The sequence below is a fragment of the Kitasatospora sp. NPDC002040 genome, assembly GCF_040296785.1.
Lineage (GTDB): Bacteria > Actinomycetota > Actinomycetes > Streptomycetales > Streptomycetaceae > Kitasatospora.
Genome location: NZ_JBEOXV010000010.1, coordinates 127,839 through 150,181 on the forward strand (window position 1 = coordinate 127,839; position 22,343 = coordinate 150,181).

Consider the following 22,343-nt stretch of genomic DNA (forward strand, 5'->3'; position numbering starts at 1 on the left):
GTGCCCACCGCGACCGCCGCCGTCACCCGGGGCCCCGGGCAGCCGTTCACCCTGGAGCCGATCATGCTGGACGACCCCCGGCCCGACGAGGTGCTGGTACGGATCGCCGCCGCCGGGATCTGTCACACCGACCTGAGCGTCCGGGCCGGGCACACCCCGGGCCCGCTGCCCGCCGTGCTCGGCCACGAGGGCGTCGGCACCGTCGAGGCGGTGGGCAGTGCGGTGACCCGGCTGACCCCGGGTCAGACCGTGCTGCTCACCTTCGCCTCCTGCGGGGACTGCCGCGAGTGCCGGGACGGGCAGCCGGTCCGGTGCGCGCACTGGCCCCGGCTGAACCTGTTCGGCGGCCGCCGGGCGGACGGCAGCGCCACGCTGCGCGCCGCCGACGGCTCCCCGCTGCACGGACACTTCTTCGGCCAGTCCTCGTTCGCCACCCTGGCGCTGGCCACCGAGCGCAACGCGGTGCCGGTACCGGGGCGGGTGCCGGCCGAGCTGCTGGCCCCGTTCGGCTGCGGCGTGCAGACCGGCGCGGGGGCGGTGCTGAACGTGCTGCGGCCCGAACCCGGCGACACCGTGGTGGTGTTCGGCGCCGGGGCGGTCGGCCTCTCCGCCCTGCTGGCGGCCCGGCTCACCCCGGCCGCCCGGCTGGTGGCGGTGGACCTGCGGCCGGACCGGCTGGCGCTGGCCCGCGAGCTGGGCGCCACCGACGTGGTCGACGCCGGTGCGGAGGACCCGGTCGGGGCGGTGCTGGAGCTGACGAAGGGTCGGGGCGCCGAGTGCACCCTGGAGACCAGCGGTGCGCTCGGTGCGCTCGGCGCGGCCGTCCGGGCGCTGGCGGTCGGCGGCACCTGCGCGGTGGTCGGCGCCCCGCCCCGGGGCAGCGAACTCGCCCTGGACGTACCGGCGCTGCTCGACCGGGTGCCGCGGATCGTCGGCGTCAACCAGGGCGCGAGCCGGCCCGGGCGATTCCTGCCCGCGCTGGTGGACCTCTTCCTGGCGGGCCGGCTGCCGGTGGACCGGCTGGTGCGGACCTTCCCGTTCGCCGCCGTGGAGCGGGCCGCGGCCGCCGCCGCGGCGGGCGAGGTGGTCAAGCCGGTCCTGGTGATGCCCTGACCGGCGGTCGAAGTCGGGGCGACCCACCAGCATGTCACACTAAGTCATATATCCATCACTGGTAGTGTCGGCCAGGTGGATGAGCAGCAGAGGGGCACCGGGCCGGTGCGTGTACTGATCGTGGACGACCACCCGCTCTTCCGGGAGGGTCTGAAGGCCGCCCTGCAGAGCGCCGACGGGATCGAGGTGGTGGGCGAGGCGGAGACCGTCGCGGCCGTCCCGGGCGCGGTGGCCGAGTGCCTGCCCGACGTGGTGGTGCTCGACCTCTCGCTCCCCGACGGCTCCGGCCTGGAGGCGGCCCGCAGGCTGGCCGAGCAGACCCCGACCGCTCCCGTCCTGATGCTCACCATGGCCGACGACGACGGCAGCCTGCTGGCCGCGCTGCAGGCCGGCGCCCGGGGCTACCTGGTCAAGGGTGCGGGCCGGGACGAGGTGCTGCACGCGGTGCGCACGGTGGCGGCCGGCGGTGCGGTGTTCGGCTCCGAGATCGCGGTCCGGATCACCTCGCTGCTGGCGGGCACCAAGCTGCGCGAGGCGGGCCAGCTCTTCCCCTCGCTCACCGCCCGGGAGGCCGAGGTGCTCAACCTGGTGGCCCGGGGCCTGGACAACCGCAAGATCGCCCGCGAGCTGGTGGTGGCCGAGAAGACCGTCCGCAACCACGTCACCCACATCTTCGAGAAGCTGCACGTCGCCACCCGCGCGGAGGCGGTGGCCCGGGCCCGGGACATGGGCCTGGGCGACGACTGAGGGCCGCGCCCCGGGGCGCGGTGACCGGGGACCACGACGGGACCAGCGGCCCGTGCGGCCGGGACAACGGGCGGAGGAGCATGGACCGCCCAGCCAGCCAGGGTCGAGGGAGTGCCGATACATGAGCGGGAACGAGACCACCGGCGCCACCACGGCCAGGGCCCTCGCGGCCGCCGCCTTCGCCCTGCTCTGCGCGCTGGGCTGGTCGGTGCTCGCGCTCACCCACCGCGATGCGGAGGGCATCAGCGAGTCCTACTTCTTCGACGGCGTCTGGGTCGCGCTCAGCCTGACCTTCGCGCTCTCCGGCCTGTTCCTGGTGGTCAACCGGAACGGCCGGGGGCTCGGCGTGCTGCTGCTGGCCACCGGCGCACTGCAGTCGCTGCGGATGGTGCTGCTGCTCGGGGCCGGGCCCGGGGCGATGAACCTGGTGGTCGCGGTGGTGCTGGCCGCCGACCTCGCCAACGCCTTCATGGTGGTCGCCTTCCCGCTCTGGCTGCCCGACGCCCGGCTGCCCGGCGGACCCTGGCGGATCGTCACCGCGCTGGTGGCGGCCTGGAGCGTGCTGCTGGGGTTCTCCAACACCGCCCGGGTCGAGGAGTTCTACACCCTGCCCAACCCGCTGCACGGCACCGCGCTGTACCGCTGGCTGGACGGCTGGCTCAGCCCGTACGCGTTCGACCTCTTCACCGCGAGCATCGTGCTCACCCTGGCGGTGGCCGCCGTCCGCTGGTGGCGGTCGCCCGGGCCGCACCCGCACCTGCGGATGGTGGTGGCCGCCTACCTGGTGTGGGCCGCGCTGGTCACCGTCCCGCACTACGTCGGCGAGTACCCCGACTGGGTGCCCTACGCGGTGATCCTCGCGGGTGAGGCGGTCTGGCTGCTGGTCCCGGTCGCCGCCTTCCGCCGGGACCGCTCGCTCTCGCTGGACCGGGCCACCCGGCGCTACCTGGCCGCGTACGCCTTCTGCACCCTGCTGTTCGTCGGCGCCCTGCTGGTCGGCTACCTGATGCACCGTCTGATCCCCGGTGCCGAGTCGGGCCTGCACTGGTGGCTGGTGCTGGTCGCGGCGGTGCTCGGCGCGCTGCTGCGGCCGACCGCGCACGGTGTGGTGCGCGCGGTGGACCGGTACTACTACGGCGAGCGGGCGCACCCGTACCAGGTGGTGCGCAACCTGGCGGAGCGGATGAGCCGGGCGGTCGGCCCGGCCGAGGCGCCGCCGCTGCTCTGCCAGACCGTGGTGCACGCGCTCGGTCTGCCCGCCGCCCTGGTCGCGGTGCGGACCAGGAGCGGCCCGCGCGAGCTGGCCCGGCTGGGGGAGCCCGGCGCCGGTGCCGAAAGCTTTCCGCTGAGCTACGAGGGCGCGGTGATCGGCGACCTGTGCGTGCCGCCGCGCTCCGGCCAGCGCGAGCTGGACCGGCAGGACCGCGAGGTGCTCCGGCTGCTGGCCGACCAGGCCTCGCCCGCCATCGCCTCGCTCCGGCTGTACGAGGACTTGCAGGCCAGCCGGAAGAAGATCGTGCTGGCCCGGGAGGAGGAGCGCCGGCGGCTGCGGCACGACCTGCACGACGGCCTCGGCCCCGCGCTGTCCGGCCTGCGGCTCCAGATCGACGCGGCCAGGACCGGGATCGCGCCCGACTCCGAGGCGGCCGCCTCGCTCACCGTCGCCTCCGCCGGGATCGGCCAGGCGATCACCGAGCTGCGCCGGATCACCGACGGCCTGGCCCCGGCCGCGCTCGGCAGCGAGGGGCTGGCCGGTGCGCTCCGGCGGCTGGCGGACGGGCTCGGCAACGGCCCGCTCCGGGTCACCCTCGACCTCGACCCGGACCCGCTGCCCACGCTGCCCGCGGCCGTGGAGGTGGCGATCTACCGGATCAGCGGCGAGGCGCTCAACAACGTGGTCCGGCACTCGGGTGCGGCCGCCGCCCGGCTGGTCCTGCGGGTGGGGCCGGACGAGGTGACGGTCGAGGCGACCGACGACGGGGCGGGGTTCCCGGCGCACAACGGCGGGGCCGGGGTCGGCCTGCGCTCGATGGCGGAGCGGGCCGAGGAGCTCGGCGGCTCCTTCACGGCGGCGAACGACGCGGACGGCGCCGTGGTCCGGGCGGTCTTCCCCCGCGTGCACGGTTAGGGCCGGGCCTGTCGTCCTGGCCCGAGTGGGGACCAGGGGCTCATGTGGGCGGGACCCCGGTGCGGTCACAGTGGTGACAGGACCCGACCGAGGAGAGATCCCAGATGACCGTGAACCAGGAACAGCGGAAGCCGGGCGCCCCCTGTGGCGGCCCCGGGCAGCCGCCCTGCCCGAAGAAGAACGAGGACCAGGAGAAGCAGGAGACACCACGCCGGTGAGGCCCGGAACCGCACTGTGCACCGGATGCCCGGCCAGGGATTCCCTGGCCGGGCATCCGACGGTCGGGCTCAGTGCTCGTGGTGCATGCCACCCCCGCCCATGCCCGGGTCGAGCGCCATCACGGCGGCGGGGGAGACGGTGAACGGCCGCATCATGCCGTCGTCCTCGTGGTCGAGGATGTGGCAGTGGTACATGAACTTCCCGGTGGCCCCGGTGAACTGCCCGGCCACCCGGACGAGTTCGCGCGGCGAGACGGTGACGGTGTCCTTCCAGCCCTGGTCGGCCGGGTCGATCGGGTTCCGGGCGCCCCAGCCGACCGGCTTGCCGATCGGCGTGCCGCCTGCGCCCGGGTCGAAGGCGGTGACGTCGACGGTCGCCCGGGTGAGGATCTGGAACTGGATCAGGTGGATGTGCACCGGGTGCAGGGCCAGCTGGGCCAGGTTGATGATGGTCCACTGCTCCCAGGCGTCCTCGTCGATCCGCCAGTTCAGGCGGTCGTTGAAGTCGTTGGAGACCCGCCGGTAGGTGTGCACGGCCTGGCCGGCCTCCTGCACCTGGACCAGGCCGTCCACGACGGTGCCGACCGGCGGGACCTCGGCCTCCGGGACCTCCTCCATCTCCCAGAAGTGGAACATCGCCCCGGGGGCCTGAGTGATCATCAGCATCCGGTGGCCGTGGTGCGGGATGTCGTCGTGGGACAGCCGCCGGAAGCTCGGCGAGAGCACGGCGGGCAGGGCGAACGGCTCCGGCTCGGCCGCGGCCGAGACCCGGAACTCCATCACCTCCGGGTCCGGCAGCCGGTTCGCCGGATCGGCGATGCCGACCGCGTCGTCCTCGCCGATCGGCGTGCCCTCGGCGGGCGCCGGGGCCGAGTTGACCAGCCGCAGGGTGCGGCCGGCCAGCGCGGTGAAGTCGATCAGCAGGTCGGCCCGCTCGGCCGGGGCCAGGCTGAGCCCGCGTCCGGGCAGCGGGATCGGGGTGCCGAACAGTCCGGCGTCGCTGCCGATCTGCCAGGCCGCGCCGTTCACCCGCTGCCCGTCCTGGTCGACCAGGTGCAGCCGGTACGGCCGGGAGTTGGAGGCGTTCAGGACCCGGAACCGGTACCAGCGCGGCCTGACCTCGTGGTGCGGCCAGATCACGCCGTTCACCAGCGTGTACCGGCCGCAGTACGGCAGCGGGCCGACCGTCTTGTGCAGCAGCTGCCCGGTCAGTGCCCCGTCCGGGCCGGTGGCCAGGTTGCGGTCGCACAGGATCAGCGGCAGCTCGAACTCCCCGGCGGGCAGCTGCAGCCGGTCCTCCTCCTCGTCCCGGACCAGGTAGGCCCCGACCAGGCCGGAGAGCACGTTCAGCCGGGTCACGCCCATCGCGTGGTCGTGGTACCAGAGCGGCATCGCGGCCTGGTCGTTCGGGTACTCGGACAGCTGCGAGTGGCCCGCGTGGACCGCGTTGTCGGTCCAGCCGTCGTTGCCGCCGTTGGTGACCGCGCCGTGCAGGTGCACCACCAGCCAGGGCGGCAGCGCCGGGCCCCTCGGGTCGATCAGGGCGGGGTCGATCCCCGGCACGTTCTCGGCCGGGGGCATGGTGATGTCGGGGATGTGGCCGATCTGGACCGGGTACGGGGTGCTGATCCGGTTCTGCCAGTCGACCCGCAGCCGCTGCCCGCGCCGGACCTCGATGGTCGGGCCGGGGAAGGTCCCCTCGTACGTCCACATCGGGGTGGGCGGCAGTTCGGAGTGCAGCTGCACGTCGGCCGAGACCTGCCGGATCGTCAGCTCCCCGTCGGGGCGCAGGACCTGGGGGATCCGCAGCGGGTCGGCGAACTTGGTGAGCTCGGTGGATTCGGGCACGGTGGCCTCCGTGGAGTCGGTTTGACTCCACGGTGGGGCACGAACCGTCCCGACCGCATGAGGCACCGGTCCCGGTCGGTGCCGCCGACCGGGTCGTCCCCGCGACCGGCCGCGAGGTCGGACCTCTTGACGGGATCTCGGTTTTCACCCAATCATCATGGGCGCGTCAACTAAGCCCGCCGGTCCGACCCGGGGCCGGCTGCTCCCGCACGTTCCGTTCTGCCCCACCAGAATCTGGAGCTCCCCTTGTCTCAGCGCGCCTCGCGGCGATCCCGCGTGCTCCGCTCCGCCCTCGCGACCGGTGCGGCCGTCACCCTGGCCGTCGGCGTCCTCAGCACCACCGCCTCGGCCCAGGTGACCGCCGTCCGGCAGGCCGCCGCCCCGACGGTGCAGGCCGCCCCGGACATCCCGGTCGCCAACGTCAAGGCGCACCTGGCCCAGTTCCAGTCGATAGCCAACGCCAACGGCGGCAACCGGGCGCACGGCCGGACCGGCTTCAAGGCCTCGGTCGACTACGTGAAGGGCAAGCTGGACGCCGCCGGGTTCACCACCACCCTGCAGACCTTCACCACCAGCGGCGCCACCGGCTACAACCTGATCGCGGACTGGCCGGGCGGCGACGCCAGCCACGTGGTGATGTTCGGCGCCCACCTCGACTCGGTCAGCGCCGGCCCCGGCATCAACGACAACGGCTCCGGTTCGGCCGGCATCCTGGAGACCGCGCTGGCCGTCTCCCGGGCCGGGCTCCAGCCGACCAAGCACCTGCGCTTCGGCTGGTGGGGCGCGGAGGAGCTGGGCATGATCGGCTCCAAGTACTACGTCAACAACCTGCCCACCGCCGAGCGGGCCAAGATCGACGGGTACATGAACTTCGACATGATCGGCTCGCCGAACCCGGGCTACTTCGTCTACGACGACGACCCCAAGCTCGAGGGCGTGCTGAAGAGCTACTTCGCCAGCGTGAACGTGCCGACCGAGATCGAGACCAACGGCGACGGCCGCTCCGACCACGCCCCGTTCAAGTCCGCGGGCATCAAGGTCGGCGGCCTCTACACCGGCGGCGACGAGACCAAGACCTCCGCCCAGGTCGCCAAGTGGGGCGGCAGCACCGGCCTGTTCGACCGCTGCTACCACGCCTCCTGCGACACCAGCGCGAACATCAGCGACACCTCGCTGGACCGGGGCGCCGACTCGATCGCGTACGCGGTCTGGGCCCTGGGCACCGAGGCCCCGCCGCAGCCCGGCACCGTCTTCGAGAACACCGCCGACGTGCAGATCCCGGACAACGGCGCGGCGGTCACCTCCTCGGTCACCGTCAGCGGCGTCACCGGCAACGCGCCCGCCGCGCTCCAGGTCGGCGTGGACATCAAGCACACCTTCCGCGGTGACCTGGTGATCGACCTGGTCGCCCCGGACGGCAGCACCTACCGGCTGAAGAACTCCAGCACCAGCGACTCGGCCGACAACGTGGTCGCCACCTACTCCGTGAACGCCTCCAGCGAGGTCGCCAACGGCGTCTGGAAGCTCAAGGTGCAGGACATCGCGGCCCAGGACACCGGCTACATCAACAGCTGGAAGCTGACCTTCTGACGGACCGTCGGTGCCGGGCCCCTGCTGCCCAGGGGCCCGGCACCGACGCGTGTCACGGCCGCATCTCGTACGCGCCCGACAGCTCCTCGACCCGGGCCCACAGCTTCGCGGTGCGCTCGGCGTCCGCGACCGGGCGGCGGACCTGGGCGAGCGCCCAGGCGGCCTGCTCCTCGCTGGTGGAGGTCTTGCCGTGCAGCTCGGTGGCGTGCGCGGAGAAGTCCCGGACCAGGAAGTCGAACACGCCGTCCAGCACGTCCGCGTCGGTGCCGGTCAGCTCGGCCTGCTCCAGCACCAGGTGGCCGTAGACCACCAGGGCGAACAGCTGGCCGATCTCCAGCAGGAAGTCCAGGTCCTGCTGCTGCGCCTCGGTCGGCGCGTGGCTCAGCAGCAGCGCGCAGAGGCCGTCGGCCTGCTCGCGGAAGCGGGCCACGTTCGGCAGGTGGGCGTGCGCGTCGTAGGCGGTGCGCCAGTCGTGGAAGCGGATCGCGCCCAGGCCGCGGGCCGGGCCCTGCTGGAACAGGAACGCGTCGTCCGCCGGGTCCAGCCGGGTCGGCACCGGGGCGTACTCGGCGGGCGCGAACAGGTAGTTGGCCATGAACTTGAGGATCAGGGCCAGGTTGACGTGCACCGTGCCCTCCAGCTTCGGCAGGCCCCGGATGTCCTTGGCGGCCTTGTCGAAGTAGGTGTCCGCCTCGAAGCCCTTGGCCGCGATGACGTCCCAGAGCAGGTCGATCACCTTCTCGCCCTCGGTGGTGACCTTCATCTTGGTCATCGGGTTGAAGAGCAGGTAGCGGCGGTCCTCCGGCGAGGCGCTGCGGAAGTAGTCCACCGCCCGGTCGCTGAACAGCTTCATCGCCACCAGGCGGGTGTACGCGTCCGTCAACTCCCGCCGCACGTGCGGGAAGTCGGTGACCTTGCGGCCGTACAGCACCCGGTTGTGGGCGTGCGTGACGGCCTCGTACATCGCGTGCTCGCAGATGCCGACCGAGGCGGTGCAGAGGTTGAACTTGCCGACGTTCACGGTGTTCAGCGCGGCGTCGAAGGCGGCCTTGCCGGTGTGCAGCACGTCCTCGGCCCGGACCGGGTACTCCTCCAGCCGGAACTCGCTGACGTACATCTGCGCGTTCACCACGTTCTTGACCAGGTGGTACGCCTCGTGGCGGCTGTCCACCGCGAAGAAGACGTAGCCCTCCGGGCCCTCGACGTCGGAGCGGCGGCCGAAGACCGAGACCAGGCCGGCCACGTTGCCGTTGCCGATGTAGTACTTCGGGCCGGTGGCGCTGAAGCCGCCGTCGGCGGTCGGGGTGAGGATCATGTCGGTGGAGTAGATGTCGGCGCCGTGGCTGCGCTCGGACAGTCCGAAGGCCATCACGTGACCCTCCGTCAGCAGCTTGGCGGCGCGGGCCCGGACGGCCTCGTTCTCGCTCTGCCAGACCGGGCCGAGGCCGAGGATGGTGACCTGCCAGGTGTACCAGTAGCCCAGGCCGTAGAAGCCCAGGATCTCGTTCAGCTCGGCGATCCGCGCGGTGTCCCAGCGCTTGTCGGCGTCGGCGCTGCTCGGGGTCAGGAACTCGGCGAACAGCCCCTCCTTGGCGGCGAACTCGAGGAAGTCCCCGTACCAGGCGCGGTCGATGTAGGTGTCGATCAGCGCCTTCTTGCCGCGCGACTCGAACCAGTCCACGGTGGCGCGCAGCAGGCGGCGGGTGGTGTCGTCGAACTGCTTCGGGTCGTAGGTGCTCGGGTTGAACAGCATGTGGCGGGTCCTAGGGTCGGCGGGAGAGGCGGTGGAGGGTGGTGAGCACGTCATCCAGCCAGGCGAGGGTCATCCGCTCGTACTCGATGCCGCCGCGCAGCACCACGTGCTGGAGCTGCTGCTGCGGTTCGAGCTCGGCGCCGGCCGGGAAGTCCCGCTGCTCGCCGCTGAGGTAGCGCTCCAGCAGGGCGGCGTGGCTCTCCCGGTGGCGGGTGACCTCAGAGACCAGGGCGGCGGGGTCGTCGAAGGCGGCGGCCCGGATCTTGACCGCCAGCTCGTGCCGGACGGTCTCCGGCTCGACCGGTTCGCGCAGCCAGTCCGAGAGCACCGAGCGCCCGTCCCGGGCGACCGCGTACACCTTCTTGTCCGGCTTGCCGTCCTGGACGATCTCCTCGGCGACGATCCAGCCGTCCGTCTCCATCCGCCGCAGCACCCGGTAGATCTGCTGGTGGGTGGCGGTCCAGAACCGTCCGATCGAACGGTCGAACCGCCGCGCCAGCTCGTACCCGGAGCCGGGCTGCTCCAGCAGTGAGACGAGGATCGCGTGCTCCAGTGCCATGCCCGCATCCTGCTATGCAACGAGTTGCATAGGCAACGGTGCCGCGCCCGGTTGAGACCGGGATCACCCTTCCGCGGCGGCCCCGGTCTCCCCGTCCACCAGCAGCAGCCGGTCCTGCTCGCCGTCCGACTCGACCAGCAGCACCTGGTCGCCGGTCGGCACCGGGGGGATCACGGAGGGCCGGGGCCGCCGCCAGAGCAGGGTGCCGTGCCGGAGGGCGAGCAGGTGCTCGTCCAGCAGCGAGCCACGCCGCCCGGCGGACTCCTGGGCCTTGAGGTCGACGCGGGTCCGGGCGTACACGTGGTTCCGTCCGGCGATCAGGCCGTCGAAGTACTCCATCCTGCGGTCGTGCCCGGGTACGGACCTCGGCCAGCGGAGCGGGGTCATCAGGTGCCTGCCGTCGGCGCCGATCCGACTGGCGAGCAGGCGGTCACCGGCGTCCACCGCGTAGAGCCAGCCGTCGGCCGGTGCGATCGGCACGGCGGCGAACGACAGGGCGTGCCGCACCGCGTGGAAGGTGTGCGACGTAGTCTCCGTCGACGTGTCGGGCCGGAAGCGGTGCGCGGCTCCGGCCCGGGACGCGGCAACCAGCCAGACGGTGCGGCCGCCGTCGATGATCAGTGGGCTGTACTGCTGCTTCGCGCACTGGATCGCGAGGTCGCCGACCGTGCCGCCGTCGGCCACCGACAGCCAGGTCAGCCGGGCGTCGAGCCAGTTCCAGACGAACACCAGCGGCGGGCCGGCCGGAGCGCCGTTGTTCGGCACGCAGAGGATGCCGCCCGGCTCCGCGCGGCGCCACTGCTCGGTCCCGGTACGGGCGTCGAAGGCCGTGACGGAGTGGTCCCGGTCGTTCTGGACCGAGGCGATCACCCGGCCGGCCACCAGCTGGATGGTCCCGACCGACCCGAAGGTGTGCTCCCAGAGCCGGTCGCCGGTGGTGAGGTCGAAGCCGGTGAGCTGCCGCGGCCGGCCGCCCTCCCGGCCGTGCCAGACCACCAGCGTCTCCCGGTCGGCGCGGTACTCGGCGAGTTCGCCCGGGTCGAACTCCCAGAGCAGCGAGCCGGATTCGGCCTCCAGCACACTCAGGGCGGCCCGCCCGGGGCTGAACCGGTCGGTCCGCGCGGTCGGCACCACCAGGTGGCGGCCGGTGGCGGTCAGCCTGGCCGCCCAGTGCTCCTGCCCGCCGGTGACCAGGTGCGGGCTCTGCCAGACCACCGTGCCGTCGGCCCGGTCGCAGGCGATCGGCCGCCCGTCCACCAGGACGAACACCCGGTTCCCCCGGACCACCGGCCGGGACAGCGTGTCGGGCGGCGCGGTGAGCGTCCAGAGACTGCCCTCCCGCCGCACCCGCACCGGTATGGCATCCGCGATCACGGGTTCCTCCTGCTGTCCGGCCGCCGGGCGGGAATCGCGTGTTCCCGCGCCCAGCCTGCCATCCTGCGGTGCCGGGCGTTCACGGGCAACGGCGGTGCGCCGGGTGGAGCCGCGGATCACGTGCCCGCGAAGGCTCCGGTCCCGGCGTCGACCATCCGGAGGCGGTCGTGGTCCGAGGGGCTGTCGACCAGGAGCACCCCGGCTCCGGCCGGGACGGGCCGCCCGGAGGAGTGGCCCAGCGGCAGCCGCCACCGCACAGCACCGTCGCGCACCGCCACCACCCCGCGATCCGCCGGGGAGCGGGCAAAGGGCGTCGTCAGGTAGACCTGGCCGGGCCCGACGGTCAGGACGCCGGTGTAGTCCGTCCGCCGGGCGTCCAGGGAGACGGACCGCGGCCAGCGGAGCCGGGGCAGCGGCCGCCGGCCGCCGGGGTCGATCGGAGCGGCGAGCAGGTGGCGGGCGCGGTCGACCCCGTAGAGCCAGCCGTCCCCCGGGACGGCGACCCCGCGGTAGTTGGTGATCCCACGCCGCAGCGGGTGGAAGGAGTGTGACGGTCCGTTCGCCGAGGACGAGACGTCGAAGCGCTGGACGCGGCGGCCGTTGCCGACGAGCCAGACGCTCCGGCCGTCCTCGAGAACCTGTGCGTGGTACTTCTGCCGGGCGACCTCGATGCGTCCCGTCTCGCTGCCGGTCTCCAGTGCGAGCCGGACCATTCGGCCGTTGGGCCAGCTCCAGACGAAGATCTGCGACGGGTCGGGCGTGGTGTCGGGCCGGAGCAGGGTGAGCCCCCCGCCGTAGTCCGTGTTCCGCCAGAGCTCGGCACCGGTGCGGAGGTCGAGGGCGAGGACCCGGTGGCCGATGTCGTCGCTCCCGTAGGTGATCAACCGGCCGTCCGTGACGACCGCGCTGCCCATCGAGAGGACTTCACGCCGCCAGAGCCGCGAGCCGGTGGCGAGGTCCAGGGCGGTGATCCGGCCCGGCAGGTTCCCGTCGCTGTGCACGGTCACCAGGGTGTGCCGGTCGGCGTGGAACTCGGCCAACGGGCCGGCGTCGGACCGCCAGAGCAGTGCGCCGGACCCCGCGTCCAGCACGCTCAGGCCCGCCTTTCCGTTCCGCGGGGCCAGTCGGCCGTCGGGCACCACGAGGTGGTCGCCGGTCGCGGTGCACTCCATCCCCCAGAGGTCCAGCGCGCCGGTGACCCGGTGCGGGCTGCGCCAGAGCACCGACCCGTCGGCCCGGTCCAGCGCGGTCGCGCACCCGTCGACCAGGACGTACACCCGGTCGCCTTCGACCACCGGTCGGGCGAGCGTCCGACGCGGTGCGGTCAGCGTCCAGCACCCGTTGCTCCGGTGCACGTCCACCTGCGCGGCATCCGCGAACACGGCTCCCCCTCCGGTCCGACCAGCGTCGTCCGGAGCAGAATACGAGGGTGACCGACGAGGACGGGCTGCTTCGGTGGCGAATGCACAGTCAGTTTCCCTCCGGGACGGCCACGGTGGCCGGGATCGCCGCCCGGGCGCCCGGCATCCAGGCGCAGGACGCCGGGGCGGCCCGGCTCGGGCTGCGGGCGCGCGGGCTGGCCGAGGCGGCGGCGGTGCAGCGGGCTTACCAGGCGGGCGAGGTGGTGAGCAGCTGGCTGATGCGCGGCACGCTGCATCTGCTGCTGGCGGCCGAACTCCGGCCGTTGCTGGCGGTGTTCGGGGTGCGGAACATCGCGGCGGGGGCCCGCCGCCGCCGCGAGCTCGGGCTGACCGAGGCGGTGCTCGGCCGGGCGGTGGCCGCGCTGCCCGAGGTGCTGACCGAGCCGCTGGCCCGGGCCGCGCTGGTGGCCCGGCTGAACGAGCACGGTGTGGGCGTCGAGCCGACCGGCCAGGCGCCCGCGCACCTGACGGCGTACCTGGCCGGGCTCGGCCTGCTCTGCCGGGGTGCGGAGGTGGCCCCGCGCGAGCCCGGGTACCGGCTGCTGCCGCCGGGGGAGGACGAGGGTGACCCGGCGGCCCTGGCCGCCCGGTACGTCGCGGCATTCGGCCCGGCCGGGCCGGCGGACTTCGCCGCCTGGTCGGGGCTGCCGCTCACGGTCGCGCGGACGGCGTTCGCCGGGCTGCCCGAGGTCGGCGACGGCCGGTACGCCACCGGGGAGCCGCCGCCGGACGGCGAGCCGCTGGTGCGGCTGCTCGGCGCGTACGACAACTACCTGCTCGGCTACCGCGACCGGAGCCTGATGCTGGATCAGCGGTACGCGAAGCTGATCAACGCGGGCGGCGGGGTGGTGCGGCCCGCGCTGGTGGTGGACGGGCGGGTGCTCGGCAGCTGGCGGCGGGACGGCGGCCGGGTGGTGGTGGAGCCGTTCGGGCGGGTGCCGGAGGAGCTGTGGGCCGCCGAGGCGGCGGCGGTGGAGGCGTTCTTGGGGTAAATCCGGACAAACTGTTATTTCTGCCTCAGACTGGGTAGTGAGCATGCGCGTGCCAAGTGCCGACTGAGGAGGTGGTCCTGGTGTCAACCCAGCTGCCGATGAGCATGGAGCACCATCCGGACATCCTGGAGATGCGTGAGCAGTACGAGCGGGTGGTGTCGACCCCGCGGGCGCAGGCGGTCGAGGCGCTGGCCATGGTGACCGGCCTCTTCCTGGCGATCTCGCCCTGGGTGATCGGCTTCTCCGGCTCCTCCGAGCTGACGGTCAGCAACCTGATCATCGGCCTGGCGTTCACGGCCATGATGGCGGGCTATGGTTCGGCGTACGAGCGCACCCACGCGCGTGCCTGGGCAGCCACGCTGCTCGGTGCCTGGACCATCGTCTCGCCCTGGCTGGTGGCGGGCCCCGACGCGGTCCGCCGGACCATCCTCACCAATGTGATCACCGGCGGGCTGATGGTCTGCCTGGGCCTGGCCGCCGTCTCGATGGCCGCCACCCTCACGACGGGCAGGATGCGCCGCAGTACGGGTTCCGGATCCGTGCCGAGCGGAGGCTGAGTCTCCGGGTGCGGGCGCGGACCCGGCAGGTCCGCGCCCGCACCGCTGCCCGGCTCCAGAAGCCAGGGCAGCTAGGGCCGGGTCATCCGCAGCACGTCCAGCGCTTCGTCGAGCTGCGCCGCCGTCAGCTTCCCCGCACCCACGTAGCCGCGCTCCTCGACCACCTGACGGATCGTCTTGCGCTCGGCGACCGCCTGCTTGGCCACCTTCGCGGCCTCCTCGTACCCGAGGTACCGGTTCAGCGGGGTGACCACCGACGGGGACGACTCGGCGTACTCGCGGGCCCGCTCGACGTTGGCGGTCAGGCCGTCCACCGTCCGGTCGGCCAGCAGGCGGGCGCTGTTGGCCAGCAGCCGGACCGACTCCAGCACGTTGCGCGCGATCACCGGCAGCATCACGTTGAGCTCGAAGTTGCCGCTCGCGCCCGCCAGCGTGACGGTGGCGTCGTTGCCCACCACCTGGGCGGCCACCATCAGCACCACCTCGGGCAGCACCGGGTTGACCTTGCCCGGCATGATCGACGAACCCGGCTGGAGGTCCGGCAGGTTGAGCTCGCCCAGGCCGGTGCGCGGGCCCGAGCCCATCCAGCGCAGATCGTTCGCGATCTTGGTGAAGCCGACCGCGACGGTGCGCAGCTGCCCGCTCAGCTCGACCAGGCCGTCCCGGGCGCCCTGCGCCTCGAAGTGGTCCCGCGCCTCGGTCAGCGGCAGCCCGGTGGTCCGCGCCACCTCCGCGATCACGGCGGCCGAGAAGCCCGGCGGGGTGTTGATGCCGGTGCCCACCGCGGTCCCGCCGAGCGGCAGTTCGGCCACCCTGGGCAGGGTGGCGCGGAGCCGCTCGACCCCGTACCCGACCTGCGCCGCGTAGCCGCCGAACTCCTGGCCGAGGGTGACCGGAGTGGCGTCCATCAGGTGGGTCCGTCCGGACTTGACCACCTGGGCGAAGTCGGCGGACTTCCGCGCCAGCGCCGCCGCCAGGTGCTCCAGGGCCGGGATCAGCTCGCCGGTCACGGCGGCGGTGGCCGCGATGTGGATCGAGGAAGGGAACACGTCGTTCGAGGACTGGCTCGCGTTCACGTGGTCGTTCGGGTGCACCGGGCGGCCGAGCCGCTCGGTGGCCAGGGTGGCGATCACCTCGTTGGCGTTCATGTTGGACGAGGTGCCCGAGCCGGTCTGGAACACGTCCACCGGGAACTGGTCGTCCCACCGCCCCTCGGCCACCTCCTCGGCGGCCGCCGCGATCGCCCCGGCCGTCTCCGGGTCCAGTACGCCCAGCTCGGCGTTCACCCTGGCCGCCGCGGCCTTGATCCGGGCCAGCGCCGCGATGTGCGCCCGCTCCAGCCGCTGGCCCGACACCGGGAAGTTCTCCACCGCCCGCTGGGTCTGGGCCTGCCACTTGGCGGACGCGGGCACCCGCACCTCGCCCATCGAGTCGTGCTCGATCCGGTACTCCTGCATGACCTTGCACCTCCTGCCTCTGCCAGCCGCGCGGACGCCCCGGGTATTTCCGGTCCGGGCTACTGGCCCAGCAGGGTGGCGAAGTCGTACCCGACGTCGGCCAGGGTCAGCACGCTGCCGAGGTCGCTGATGGCGCCCACGGGGATGCTGTGCCCGTCGGCGGATGGTACGGCCGGGGTCAGGGCCTGGGCCGGGACGGCGGTGGCCAGCACCAGCAGGGCGGTGGTGGCGGCGATTCGGATCACGGTGCGCATGACCGCCCAACCGGCCGGGCCGGCCCGGGGTTACGGCTTCCGCCGCCGCGTCACACGGGCGGACCGGCTCAGCCGAACAGCGCCTCGCGGTCGGTGCCCAGGTGCGCCCGCAGCACGGCCAGCGAGCGCATGCTCTGCGACTTCACCACCGCGGTGCTCACCCCGAGGGCCTCGGCGGTCTGCTCCACGCTCTGGTCCTCCCAGTACCGCAGCAGCACGATCGCCCGGTCGCGCTCGGGGAGCAGCGCCAGCGCGTTCAGCAGGGTGAGCCGCTCGGCGGTCGGGTCGCTCGGGTCCGGGCGGTCGGGCAGCTGGTCCACCGTCAGCTCGCCGCTGCTGCGCAGCCGCTTGTGGTCGAGCAGGGTGTTGAGCAGCACCTTGCGGGCGTAGCTGAACGGGTCGGCACCCTGGCGGGTGAGCCGGTTCCAGACCACGTACATCTTGGTGAGGGTGCCCTGGGTCAGGTCCTGGGCGAGGTGCCAGTCCCGGCACATCAGGTAGGCGGTCTGCCGCAGGCGGGTGACGTTCGCCTCGGCGAAGGCTATGAAGTCGGCTTCGGTACGCACCATCGGGCTCCGGGTCTCGGTGAGGGCATGGCGGGAGCCGCGGCCCCCCTCGTGAGGGGGCCGCGGCCGGGGTGGTGCGTTACTGCGGAGCCGGCAGGGCCGGGTACTTCGCGTTGGCGGCCGCGACGAAGGCGGACGGCATCGAGGTGCCGATCAGCGGGCTGCTGGCCAGTGCGACGGCCTGCTCCTGCGTCAGAGCCGGTACGGCAGGCGGGTTCTGACCGTTCGTCCAGTTCAGGCAGCTGGAGATGTCGATCGCGACCCCGAGGTTCTGCGGGCGGTGCACGGTGACCCGGGTGGTCTGGATGCAGTTGGTCGGGTTGGTGTCGACCTCGACCACGTCACCCGTGGGTGAGGTGGAGCAGACGGTGGTGATCTTGCCGTGGGTGCCGGCCAGGCAGGCGGGCTGCTCGGGGTCGGACTGGAAGGCCCCGACACCGATCCGGCCGACGCCGGCCGACGTGTTCACGTAGGCGAAGACCGCGGGGTAGCCGATGCCGTCGACGATCGGGTACTTCGCCTGATTGGCCCGGAAGTTGTCGGCGGTCAGCCCGGCCGGCAGTGACTTCACCACGGCGTCGAGCAGGCTCGCCGCCGTGACCGGGACCAGCGGGTCGGCCTGCGCCGTCGGGGTCGCCGAGGCGGACGGCGATGCGCTGACCGCGGCCGGCGCGGCGGCGGGCCCGAGACCGGTGGCCGGGCCGGCGGTGGTGGACTGCGCCGGGCCGGTGCCCAGCGACCCGACCAGGAGCGCCAGCGCGGCCACGGCGGTCACGGAGCCGACCGCCGCACCGGCGGCGCGCAGGCGCCGCTTGCGCCGTCCGCCCTTGGCGGCCAGGCCGACCAGGTCGCCCAGTGCCGGGGCGGTGAGGGCGGCCAGTTCGGTGTCGAGCGCGTGGTGGAACTCGTTGGGTCGGAACCCGTCTTCTTCGTTCATCTCGGTTGCTGTCCCTTGTTGGTGCCAACCGCACGCCGGCCATGCGGGCCCCGCTCCTGCGCGGGGCTCTGCCCTCTAGGACGGGTCGGGCCGCCGGTTCGGTCGCAGCCGTCGGACAGCTTTTCGGGCCCGCCCGTACTGACCGTGCGTCAGCAGGCAGAACGCCGCCCCGGCGGCGTACCAGAGCAGGTCCGGCGGGTTGAAGGTGGAGCCGAGCACGATCGGCAGCGCCGGGGGGATCCGGGTGAGCTGGAGGAACTCGACCGCCCAGCTCACCCCGAGCGCGATCCCGGCCACCGCGACGGGCCTGGCCCGGGGAGCGGCGAGCAGTACCAGCAGGTACACCACGGCGGTGTAGAACGCGTCCCGGAGGACGTCGCCCGCCAGACCGCCGACCACGGCGAACGTGCCGAGCCCGGCGGCGACGGTGCCCGCGATGAGCAGCAGAATCCGGAAACGCAAAGCCCCACCCCCGTGCGGTCAGAACTTCTGAGCGCGTTCAAAAGAGTAGCAACCCTGATCCGCCGTCCCGTCCGGTGTGGCCGGGGTCTCGCTCCTTGCCATGTCCCTGCTGCCCGGGTCATACGCGATACTCGTGCCACTCTCACCCCGCCCCGAGGAGCGCGACATGGCACGTACCAGCCCCGACCCGGCCGACCTGCTCGCGGTCGGTGAGCTGCTCACCGATGAGGAGCGCCTGATCCGGGACACCGTACGGAAGTTCGCGGACGAGAAGATCCGGCCGTACGTCGGGGAGTGGTTCGACCGGGGCGTGTTCCCGGCCAGGGAGCTGGCGCCGGAGCTGGGCCGGCTCGGGGTGCTGGGGATGCACCTGGACGGCTACGGCTGCACCGGGTCCACCGCGGTCGAGTACGGCGTTGCCTGCATGGAGCTGGAGGCGGCCGACTCGGGCCTGCGCAGCTTCGTCTCGGTGCAGGGCTCGCTCGCCATGCGCTCGATCCACGCCTTCGGCTCGGAGGAGCAGAAGCTGCGCTGGCTCCCGGAGCTGGCGGCCGGGCGGGCGATCGGCTGCTTCGGGCTGACCGAGCCGGACTTCGGCTCCGACCCGGCCAACATGCGGACCCGGGCCCGCCGCAAGGGCACCGACTGGGTGCTCTCCGGCACCAAGATGTGGATCACCAACGGCTCGATCTCGGACGTCGCGGTGGTCTGGGCGCAGACCGAGGACGGCGTCCGCGGCTTCCTGGTGGAGCGCGGCACGCCGGGCTTCTCCGCCACCGACGTGCACGGCAAGCTCTCCCTGCGCGCCTCGGTGACCAGCGAGCTGGTCTTCGACGAGGTGGTGCTCCCGGCCGACGCGGTGCTGCCCGGGGTGCGCGGCCTGCGCGGCCCGCTCTCCTCGCTCGGCGAGGCCAGGTACGGCATCCTCTGGGGCACCGTTGGTGCGGCCCGGGACTGCTACACCACCGCGCTGGACTACGCGAAGTCCCGGATCCAGTTCGAACGCCCCATCGCCGCCTTCCAGCTGACGCAGCAGAAGCTGGTGGAGATGATGCTGGAGGTGGAGAAGTCCTACCTGGTGGCGCACCGGATCGGCCGCCTCAAGGACGCCGGCCAGTGCCACCCCGCGCACATCAGCTTCGGCAAGCTCAACAACGTCCGCACCGCGATCGAGGTGGCCCGCTCCGCCCGCACGATCCTGGGCGCCAACGGCATCACGGTCGAGTACCCGGTGCTGCGGCACGCCAACAACCTGGAGTCGGTGCTCACCTACGAGGGCACCTCCGAGATCCACACCCTGGTGCTCGGCGAGACCATCACCGGCGAGTCCGCCTACCGCTGATCCCGCTAAACCCCTTGGTCGGGAGCCCCCGCCGGTCACTACGGTGGGGGCCGACCCGAAGGAGGGACGATGACCGCGACCACCACCCTGTGGCGCCCGACCGGCCCCGAGGAGCTCGCGCTCGTCGAGGCCTCCGGCTGGCGCGCCTGGCCGCCCCGGCTGCCGGACCAGCCGATCTTCTACCCCGTCATGAACGAGGACTACGCGATCCGGATCGCCCGGGACTGGAACGTGCCCGCCTCCGGCGTCGGCTACGTGACCCGGTTCGAGGTGGAGACCGGCTTCCTGGCCCGCTACCCCGTCCAGCAGGTCGGCGGGCGGACCATCCTGGAGCTCTGGGTGCCCGCCGAGGAGCTGGCGGAGTTCAACCGGCACATCGTCGGGCGGATCGAGGTGGTCCGGGAGTTCCGCCCCTGATATCGGCGGGGGTGGGTCAGCCCGTGGGTGGACCCCGGACCGGTACCTGCTGCTGACGGCCCGGGCCGATCGCTCCGGAAGGATGGGGAGCGGAGACCCGAGGAGGAGAGCGGCATGGGTGCGGTGGGCAGGATGGCGGTGGGCGCGCTGGCGGGAGCGGCGGCGCTGGCGGCCGGTGCGCTGGTGGCGGTGCCGAAGGCGCAGGACTGGTTCGACGGCCGGCACCAGGAGAAGGCCCACTACCCCACGGGGGCGGCCGCCAAGCAGGACCGCGCCTCGGTGCCGCGCTGGCTGCCGGACGGGGCCACCAGGATCACGTACCTGATGTCGACCACCGGCGGGGACCGGCTGATCAAGGCCACCCTGCCGGACGGGAAGCTGCCGGACGGCTGCCGGAAGGGCGGGCCGGAGGGGCCGGTGCGGCTCACCGCGTCCTGGTTCCCGAACGACGCGGTGGCCAGGGCGGACGCCCGGTGCGGGCTGTACAACGTCGCGCTGATCGGGAACCAGCTCTACGGCTGGCAGGACGACGGCGTGGTGGTCGCCGCGCGCAAGGCCGGTACGGCCACCGAATAGAGCGAGTAGGCGGCCCCGGGTTCCGGAGCACGGTGCGGCTGCGGTAGGACAGGGGAACCGACCACCCCTGAGGAGCCCCATGACAGGCCCGACCACCGAGACCACCGGGTCGACCTCCGACCGGACCGCGGACGGGCCCGCACCCGCCGGCGCACCGCCGGGACGGGCCACGGTGGCGCTGCTCGGCAGCCTGGTCGCGCTCGGCCCGCTCACCACCGACCTGTACCTGCCCGCGATACCGGGGCTCACCCGGGACCTCGGCTCGACCGCACCGGCGGTCCAACTCACCCTGACCGGTTCGCTGTTCGGCCTGGCGATCGGTCAGCTGGTGTTCGGTCCGCTGAGCGACCGGCTCGGCCGCCGCCGCCCGCTGCTGGCCGGGATGGTGCTCTACACCCTGTCCACCCTGATCTGCGCGTTCGCCGGCTCGGTGGGGGTGCTGGTGGCGGGCCGCTTCCTCCAGGGGCTGTCCGGTGCCGCCGGTCTGGTGATCGCCCGCGCGATCGCCCGGGACCGGTTCGAGGGGGTGGCGATGGTCCGCTTCATGGCCTCGCTCGGACTGATCAGCGGGCTGGCCCCGATCTTCGCCCCGGCGGTCGGCGCACAGCTGCTCCGCTTCACCGACTGGCGGGGCGCGTTCCTGGCGCTGGTGGTGTTCGGCGCGGTGATCACCGCCTGGGTGCTGCTCACCCTGCGCGAGTCGCTGCCGCCGGAGCTCCGGCACGGCGACGGCCTCGGCACCACCCTGCGGGCGATCGGCGGGCTGCTCGGCGACCGGCGCTTCGCCGGGTACGTGCTGACCAGCTCGTTCAGCTTCGGCGCGCTGTTCGCGTACGTCGGCGGGTCCTCGGTGGTGCTGCAGAGCGAGTACCAGATCTCGCCGCAGACCTACAGCCTGGTGTTCGCCGTCAACTCCCTCGCGGTGGTGGGCTTCAGCCAGCTGAACGGCCGGGTCCTGGTGCAGCGGGTGCCGATGGACCGGCTGATGCTGATCGGGGTCGGGGCGGCCGCTCTCGCGGGCGTCGTGCTGATCCTGTTCGCCACCGTCTGGCCGGTCGGGCTGGCCGGGGTGTGGCCCGCGCTGTTCCTGCTGATGGCCGGCATGGGCCTGGTGCTGCCGAACTCCTCCGTGCAGGCCCTGACCATGGCCCCGCACGCGGCCGGGTCCGCCTCGGCCCTGATCGGCGTCGGCACCTTCAGCTGCGGCGCCCTGGTCGCCCCGCTCAGCAGCCTGGGCGACCGGCCCTCGGTGGCGGTGCTCGGCGCGGTGGTGGCCGGGTGCGCCGCGGTCGCGCTGGCCGCCTTCCTGCTGCTCTGCCGCCCCCGCACGAAGGGCTGAGCCCCCGTCAGCTCCCCGGCACCGGGTCGCTGCCGCCCCGGGTACCGGGCCGGCAGCGGAGCAGCCGGCCGGCCGTGAGCCGGGCCCCGCGCGCCGCGCCGTGCCGGTGCAGCGCCTGCACGGCGTAGGTCGAGCAGGACGGTGCGTACGGGCAGCAGGCCCGCCGGGTCGGGCTGATCCTGGTCCGGTAGTGGTGGACGGCGCCGTACAGCGCGGCCGCCGTCCGGCCTGCGGGCACGGGGGCGGACGGGTCCGCACCGGCCCGGTGCCCGCGCACCGCGAACCGGACGGCCGAGGTCAGCACCACCGGGATCAGCGCGATCAGGCAGGGGTCGCCGCAGCCGTCGCCGCAGTCGGGGCTGCAGTTGTCGTTCACCTGCCGCCTGGCCTTCCGGCGGGGGTGCGCCCGGCGGTGCTCCCGCCGGGCCCGGCGCTCCTGCTCGGGCAGCCACCACCAGGACCGGCGGCGTTCGCGCGGCGGCGGGTTGACGGGTGTCTCCATGGGCGTGCTGTGCTCCCTCGGAACGGCCGGTCCGGTGCACCGGCAGCGGTAGCGTACGCGGCGGCCGGGCTGCTGTCAGCGGTTCCCGGAGTGTCGGTCCGGTGACGGAGCGTGCCGGGCGGCGTGAGGCCGACCACAGTGGTTTCGAAGGTCCGGCGGTGCCGGTGGGCGGCTTTGCCAGGTGGTGGCAC

General features: G+C 73.3%; 21 protein-coding genes. 10 read left to right on the forward strand and 11 right to left on the reverse strand.

Going from position 1 to position 22,343, the window contains the following annotated elements; genetic code table 11:
- From ABT118_RS22035 to ABT118_RS22045, 3 genes are all read left to right on the forward strand, one after another.
- Nucleotides 1-1,113: an NAD(P)-dependent alcohol dehydrogenase gene (locus ABT118_RS22035; RefSeq protein ID WP_350671501.1), complete on the forward strand. Its 1,113-nt coding sequence runs from the start codon at nt 1-3 to the stop codon at nt 1,111-1,113.
- 75 nt (nt 1,114-1,188) lie between these two features.
- Nucleotides 1,189-1,860, forward strand: a complete 672-nt coding sequence (locus tag ABT118_RS22040) for a response regulator (RefSeq protein ID WP_350671504.1) — start codon at nt 1,189-1,191, stop codon at nt 1,858-1,860.
- Nucleotides 1,861-1,981: 121 nt separating this feature from the next.
- On the forward strand, nt 1,982-3,988 hold the full coding sequence (locus ABT118_RS22045; RefSeq protein WP_350671508.1) for a sensor histidine kinase: 2,007 nt from the start codon (nt 1,982-1,984) through the stop codon (nt 3,986-3,988).
- A 287-nt stretch (nt 3,989-4,275) separates the two neighbouring features.
- Here the strand turns inward: ABT118_RS22045 and ABT118_RS22050 are convergent, their stop codons facing one another.
- Nucleotides 4,276-6,054: a multicopper oxidase family protein gene (locus ABT118_RS22050; RefSeq protein ID WP_350671511.1), complete on the reverse strand. Its 1,779-nt coding sequence runs from the start codon at nt 6,052-6,054 to the stop codon at nt 4,276-4,278.
- A gap of 276 nt (nt 6,055-6,330) precedes the next feature.
- On the opposite strand from ABT118_RS22050, the gene ABT118_RS22055 reads away from it, so the two are divergent.
- The gene (locus tag ABT118_RS22055; RefSeq protein ID WP_502884629.1) at nt 6,331-7,644 is read left to right on the forward strand and encodes a M28 family metallopeptidase; all 1,314 of its coding nucleotides are present in this window, start codon (nt 6,331-6,333) and stop codon (nt 7,642-7,644) included.
- 52 nt (nt 7,645-7,696) lie between these two features.
- Here ABT118_RS22055 and ABT118_RS22060 read toward each other — a convergent pair whose 3' ends face one another.
- The 4 genes from ABT118_RS22060 to ABT118_RS22075 all read right to left on the reverse strand — a co-directional run bounded on the left by ABT118_RS22060 (nt 7,697) and on the right by ABT118_RS22075 (nt 12,712).
- A complete protein-coding gene (locus ABT118_RS22060; RefSeq protein ID WP_350671515.1) occupies nt 7,697-9,397 on the reverse strand; it encodes an acyl-CoA dehydrogenase family protein in 1,701 nt (566 codons plus the stop codon).
- A gap of 10 nt (nt 9,398-9,407) precedes the next feature.
- Nucleotides 9,408-9,956 (reverse strand): PadR family transcriptional regulator, encoded by a 549-nt coding sequence (locus tag ABT118_RS22065; RefSeq protein ID WP_350671519.1) that lies wholly within the window; start codon nt 9,954-9,956, stop codon nt 9,408-9,410.
- Between the two features lie 63 nt (nt 9,957-10,019).
- Entirely contained in the window at nt 10,020-11,330 is a 1,311-nt protein-coding gene (locus tag ABT118_RS22070; RefSeq protein ID WP_350671521.1) for an outer membrane protein assembly factor BamB family protein, read from the reverse strand.
- A gap of 116 nt (nt 11,331-11,446) precedes the next feature.
- Nucleotides 11,447-12,712, reverse strand: coding sequence for an outer membrane protein assembly factor BamB family protein (locus ABT118_RS22075; RefSeq protein ID WP_350671523.1), 1,266 nt, complete (start codon nt 12,710-12,712; stop codon nt 11,447-11,449).
- A gap of 80 nt (nt 12,713-12,792) precedes the next feature.
- Between ABT118_RS22075 and ABT118_RS22080 the strand changes: the two genes are divergently transcribed.
- Both ABT118_RS22080 and ABT118_RS22085 read left to right on the forward strand, forming a co-directional pair.
- Complete coding sequence (locus ABT118_RS22080) at nt 12,793-13,743, forward strand: winged helix DNA-binding domain-containing protein (protein WP_350671528.1); 951 nt, start codon at nt 12,793-12,795, stop codon at nt 13,741-13,743.
- Between the two features lie 80 nt (nt 13,744-13,823).
- Nucleotides 13,824-14,300, forward strand: coding sequence for an SPW repeat protein (locus tag ABT118_RS22085; protein WP_350671530.1), 477 nt, complete (start codon nt 13,824-13,826; stop codon nt 14,298-14,300).
- Nucleotides 14,301-14,371: 71 nt separating this feature from the next.
- On the opposite strand, the gene ABT118_RS22090 is transcribed toward ABT118_RS22085, so the two are convergent.
- The 5 genes from ABT118_RS22090 to ABT118_RS22110 form a co-directional block, all read right to left on the reverse strand.
- Entirely contained in the window at nt 14,372-15,757 is a 1,386-nt protein-coding gene (locus ABT118_RS22090) for a class II fumarate hydratase (protein WP_350671534.1), read from the reverse strand.
- Nucleotides 15,758-15,816: 59 nt separating this feature from the next.
- A complete protein-coding gene (locus ABT118_RS22095; RefSeq protein WP_350671536.1) occupies nt 15,817-16,011 on the reverse strand; it encodes a hypothetical protein in 195 nt (64 codons plus the stop codon).
- 68 nt (nt 16,012-16,079) lie between these two features.
- Nucleotides 16,080-16,580, reverse strand: a complete 501-nt coding sequence (locus ABT118_RS22100; RefSeq protein WP_350671539.1) for a SigE family RNA polymerase sigma factor — start codon at nt 16,578-16,580, stop codon at nt 16,080-16,082.
- Nucleotides 16,581-16,656: 76 nt separating this feature from the next.
- Nucleotides 16,657-17,514, reverse strand: a complete 858-nt coding sequence (locus ABT118_RS22105) for a hypothetical protein (RefSeq protein WP_350671542.1) — start codon at nt 17,512-17,514, stop codon at nt 16,657-16,659.
- Nucleotides 17,515-17,589: 75 nt separating this feature from the next.
- Nucleotides 17,590-17,976, reverse strand: coding sequence for a ribosomal maturation YjgA family protein (locus tag ABT118_RS22110; RefSeq protein ID WP_350671544.1), 387 nt, complete (start codon nt 17,974-17,976; stop codon nt 17,590-17,592).
- Nucleotides 17,977-18,142: 166 nt separating this feature from the next.
- On the opposite strand from ABT118_RS22110, the gene ABT118_RS22115 reads away from it, so the two are divergent.
- From ABT118_RS22115 to ABT118_RS22130, 4 genes are all read left to right on the forward strand, one after another.
- Nucleotides 18,143-19,318, forward strand: a complete 1,176-nt coding sequence (locus ABT118_RS22115) for an acyl-CoA dehydrogenase family protein (protein ID WP_350671546.1) — start codon at nt 18,143-18,145, stop codon at nt 19,316-19,318.
- Between the two features lie 69 nt (nt 19,319-19,387).
- Nucleotides 19,388-19,735: a hypothetical protein gene (locus ABT118_RS22120; RefSeq protein ID WP_350671550.1), complete on the forward strand. Its 348-nt coding sequence runs from the start codon at nt 19,388-19,390 to the stop codon at nt 19,733-19,735.
- Nucleotides 19,736-19,849: 114 nt separating this feature from the next.
- The gene (locus tag ABT118_RS22125; protein WP_350671552.1) at nt 19,850-20,311 is read left to right on the forward strand and encodes a hypothetical protein; all 462 of its coding nucleotides are present in this window, start codon (nt 19,850-19,852) and stop codon (nt 20,309-20,311) included.
- A gap of 79 nt (nt 20,312-20,390) precedes the next feature.
- Nucleotides 20,391-21,650, forward strand: coding sequence for a multidrug effflux MFS transporter (locus ABT118_RS22130; protein ID WP_350671554.1), 1,260 nt, complete (start codon nt 20,391-20,393; stop codon nt 21,648-21,650).
- Nucleotides 21,651-21,657: 7 nt separating this feature from the next.
- Here the strand turns inward: ABT118_RS22130 and yidD are convergent, their stop codons facing one another.
- Nucleotides 21,658-22,152 (reverse strand): membrane protein insertion efficiency factor YidD, encoded by a 495-nt coding sequence (yidD, locus tag ABT118_RS22135; protein WP_350671557.1) that lies wholly within the window; start codon nt 22,150-22,152, stop codon nt 21,658-21,660.
- Nucleotides 22,153-22,343: the final 191 nt, after the last annotated feature.

Excerpts from the sequence above, each read along its gene's own strand:
- ABT118_RS22045 (WP_350671508.1), top strand. The coding sequence starts at position 1,982 with ATGAGCGGGAACGAGACCACCGGCGCCACCACGGCCAGGGCCCTCGCG.
- ABT118_RS22060 (WP_350671515.1), bottom strand. The coding sequence starts at position 9,397 with ATGCTGTTCAACCCGAGCACCTACGACCCGAAGCAGTTCGACGACACC.
- ABT118_RS22065 (WP_350671519.1), bottom strand. The coding sequence starts at position 9,956 with ATGGCACTGGAGCACGCGATCCTCGTCTCACTGCTGGAGCAGCCCGGC.
- ABT118_RS22080 (WP_350671528.1), top strand. The coding sequence starts at position 12,793 with ATGCACAGTCAGTTTCCCTCCGGGACGGCCACGGTGGCCGGGATCGCC.
- ABT118_RS22090 (WP_350671534.1), bottom strand. The coding sequence starts at position 15,757 with ATGCAGGAGTACCGGATCGAGCACGACTCGATGGGCGAGGTGCGGGTG.
- ABT118_RS22095 (WP_350671536.1), bottom strand. The coding sequence starts at position 16,011 with ATGCGCACCGTGATCCGAATCGCCGCCACCACCGCCCTGCTGGTGCTG.
- ABT118_RS22100 (WP_350671539.1), bottom strand. The coding sequence starts at position 16,580 with ATGGTGCGTACCGAAGCCGACTTCATAGCCTTCGCCGAGGCGAACGTC.
- ABT118_RS22105 (WP_350671542.1), bottom strand. The coding sequence starts at position 17,514 with ATGAACGAAGAAGACGGGTTCCGACCCAACGAGTTCCACCACGCGCTC.
- ABT118_RS22115 (WP_350671546.1), top strand. The coding sequence starts at position 18,143 with ATGGCACGTACCAGCCCCGACCCGGCCGACCTGCTCGCGGTCGGTGAG.
- ABT118_RS22120 (WP_350671550.1), top strand. The coding sequence starts at position 19,388 with ATGACCGCGACCACCACCCTGTGGCGCCCGACCGGCCCCGAGGAGCTC.
- ABT118_RS22125 (WP_350671552.1), top strand. The coding sequence starts at position 19,850 with ATGGGTGCGGTGGGCAGGATGGCGGTGGGCGCGCTGGCGGGAGCGGCG.
- ABT118_RS22130 (WP_350671554.1), top strand. The coding sequence starts at position 20,391 with ATGACAGGCCCGACCACCGAGACCACCGGGTCGACCTCCGACCGGACC.
- yidD (WP_350671557.1), bottom strand. The coding sequence starts at position 22,152 with ATGGAGACACCCGTCAACCCGCCGCCGCGCGAACGCCGCCGGTCCTGG.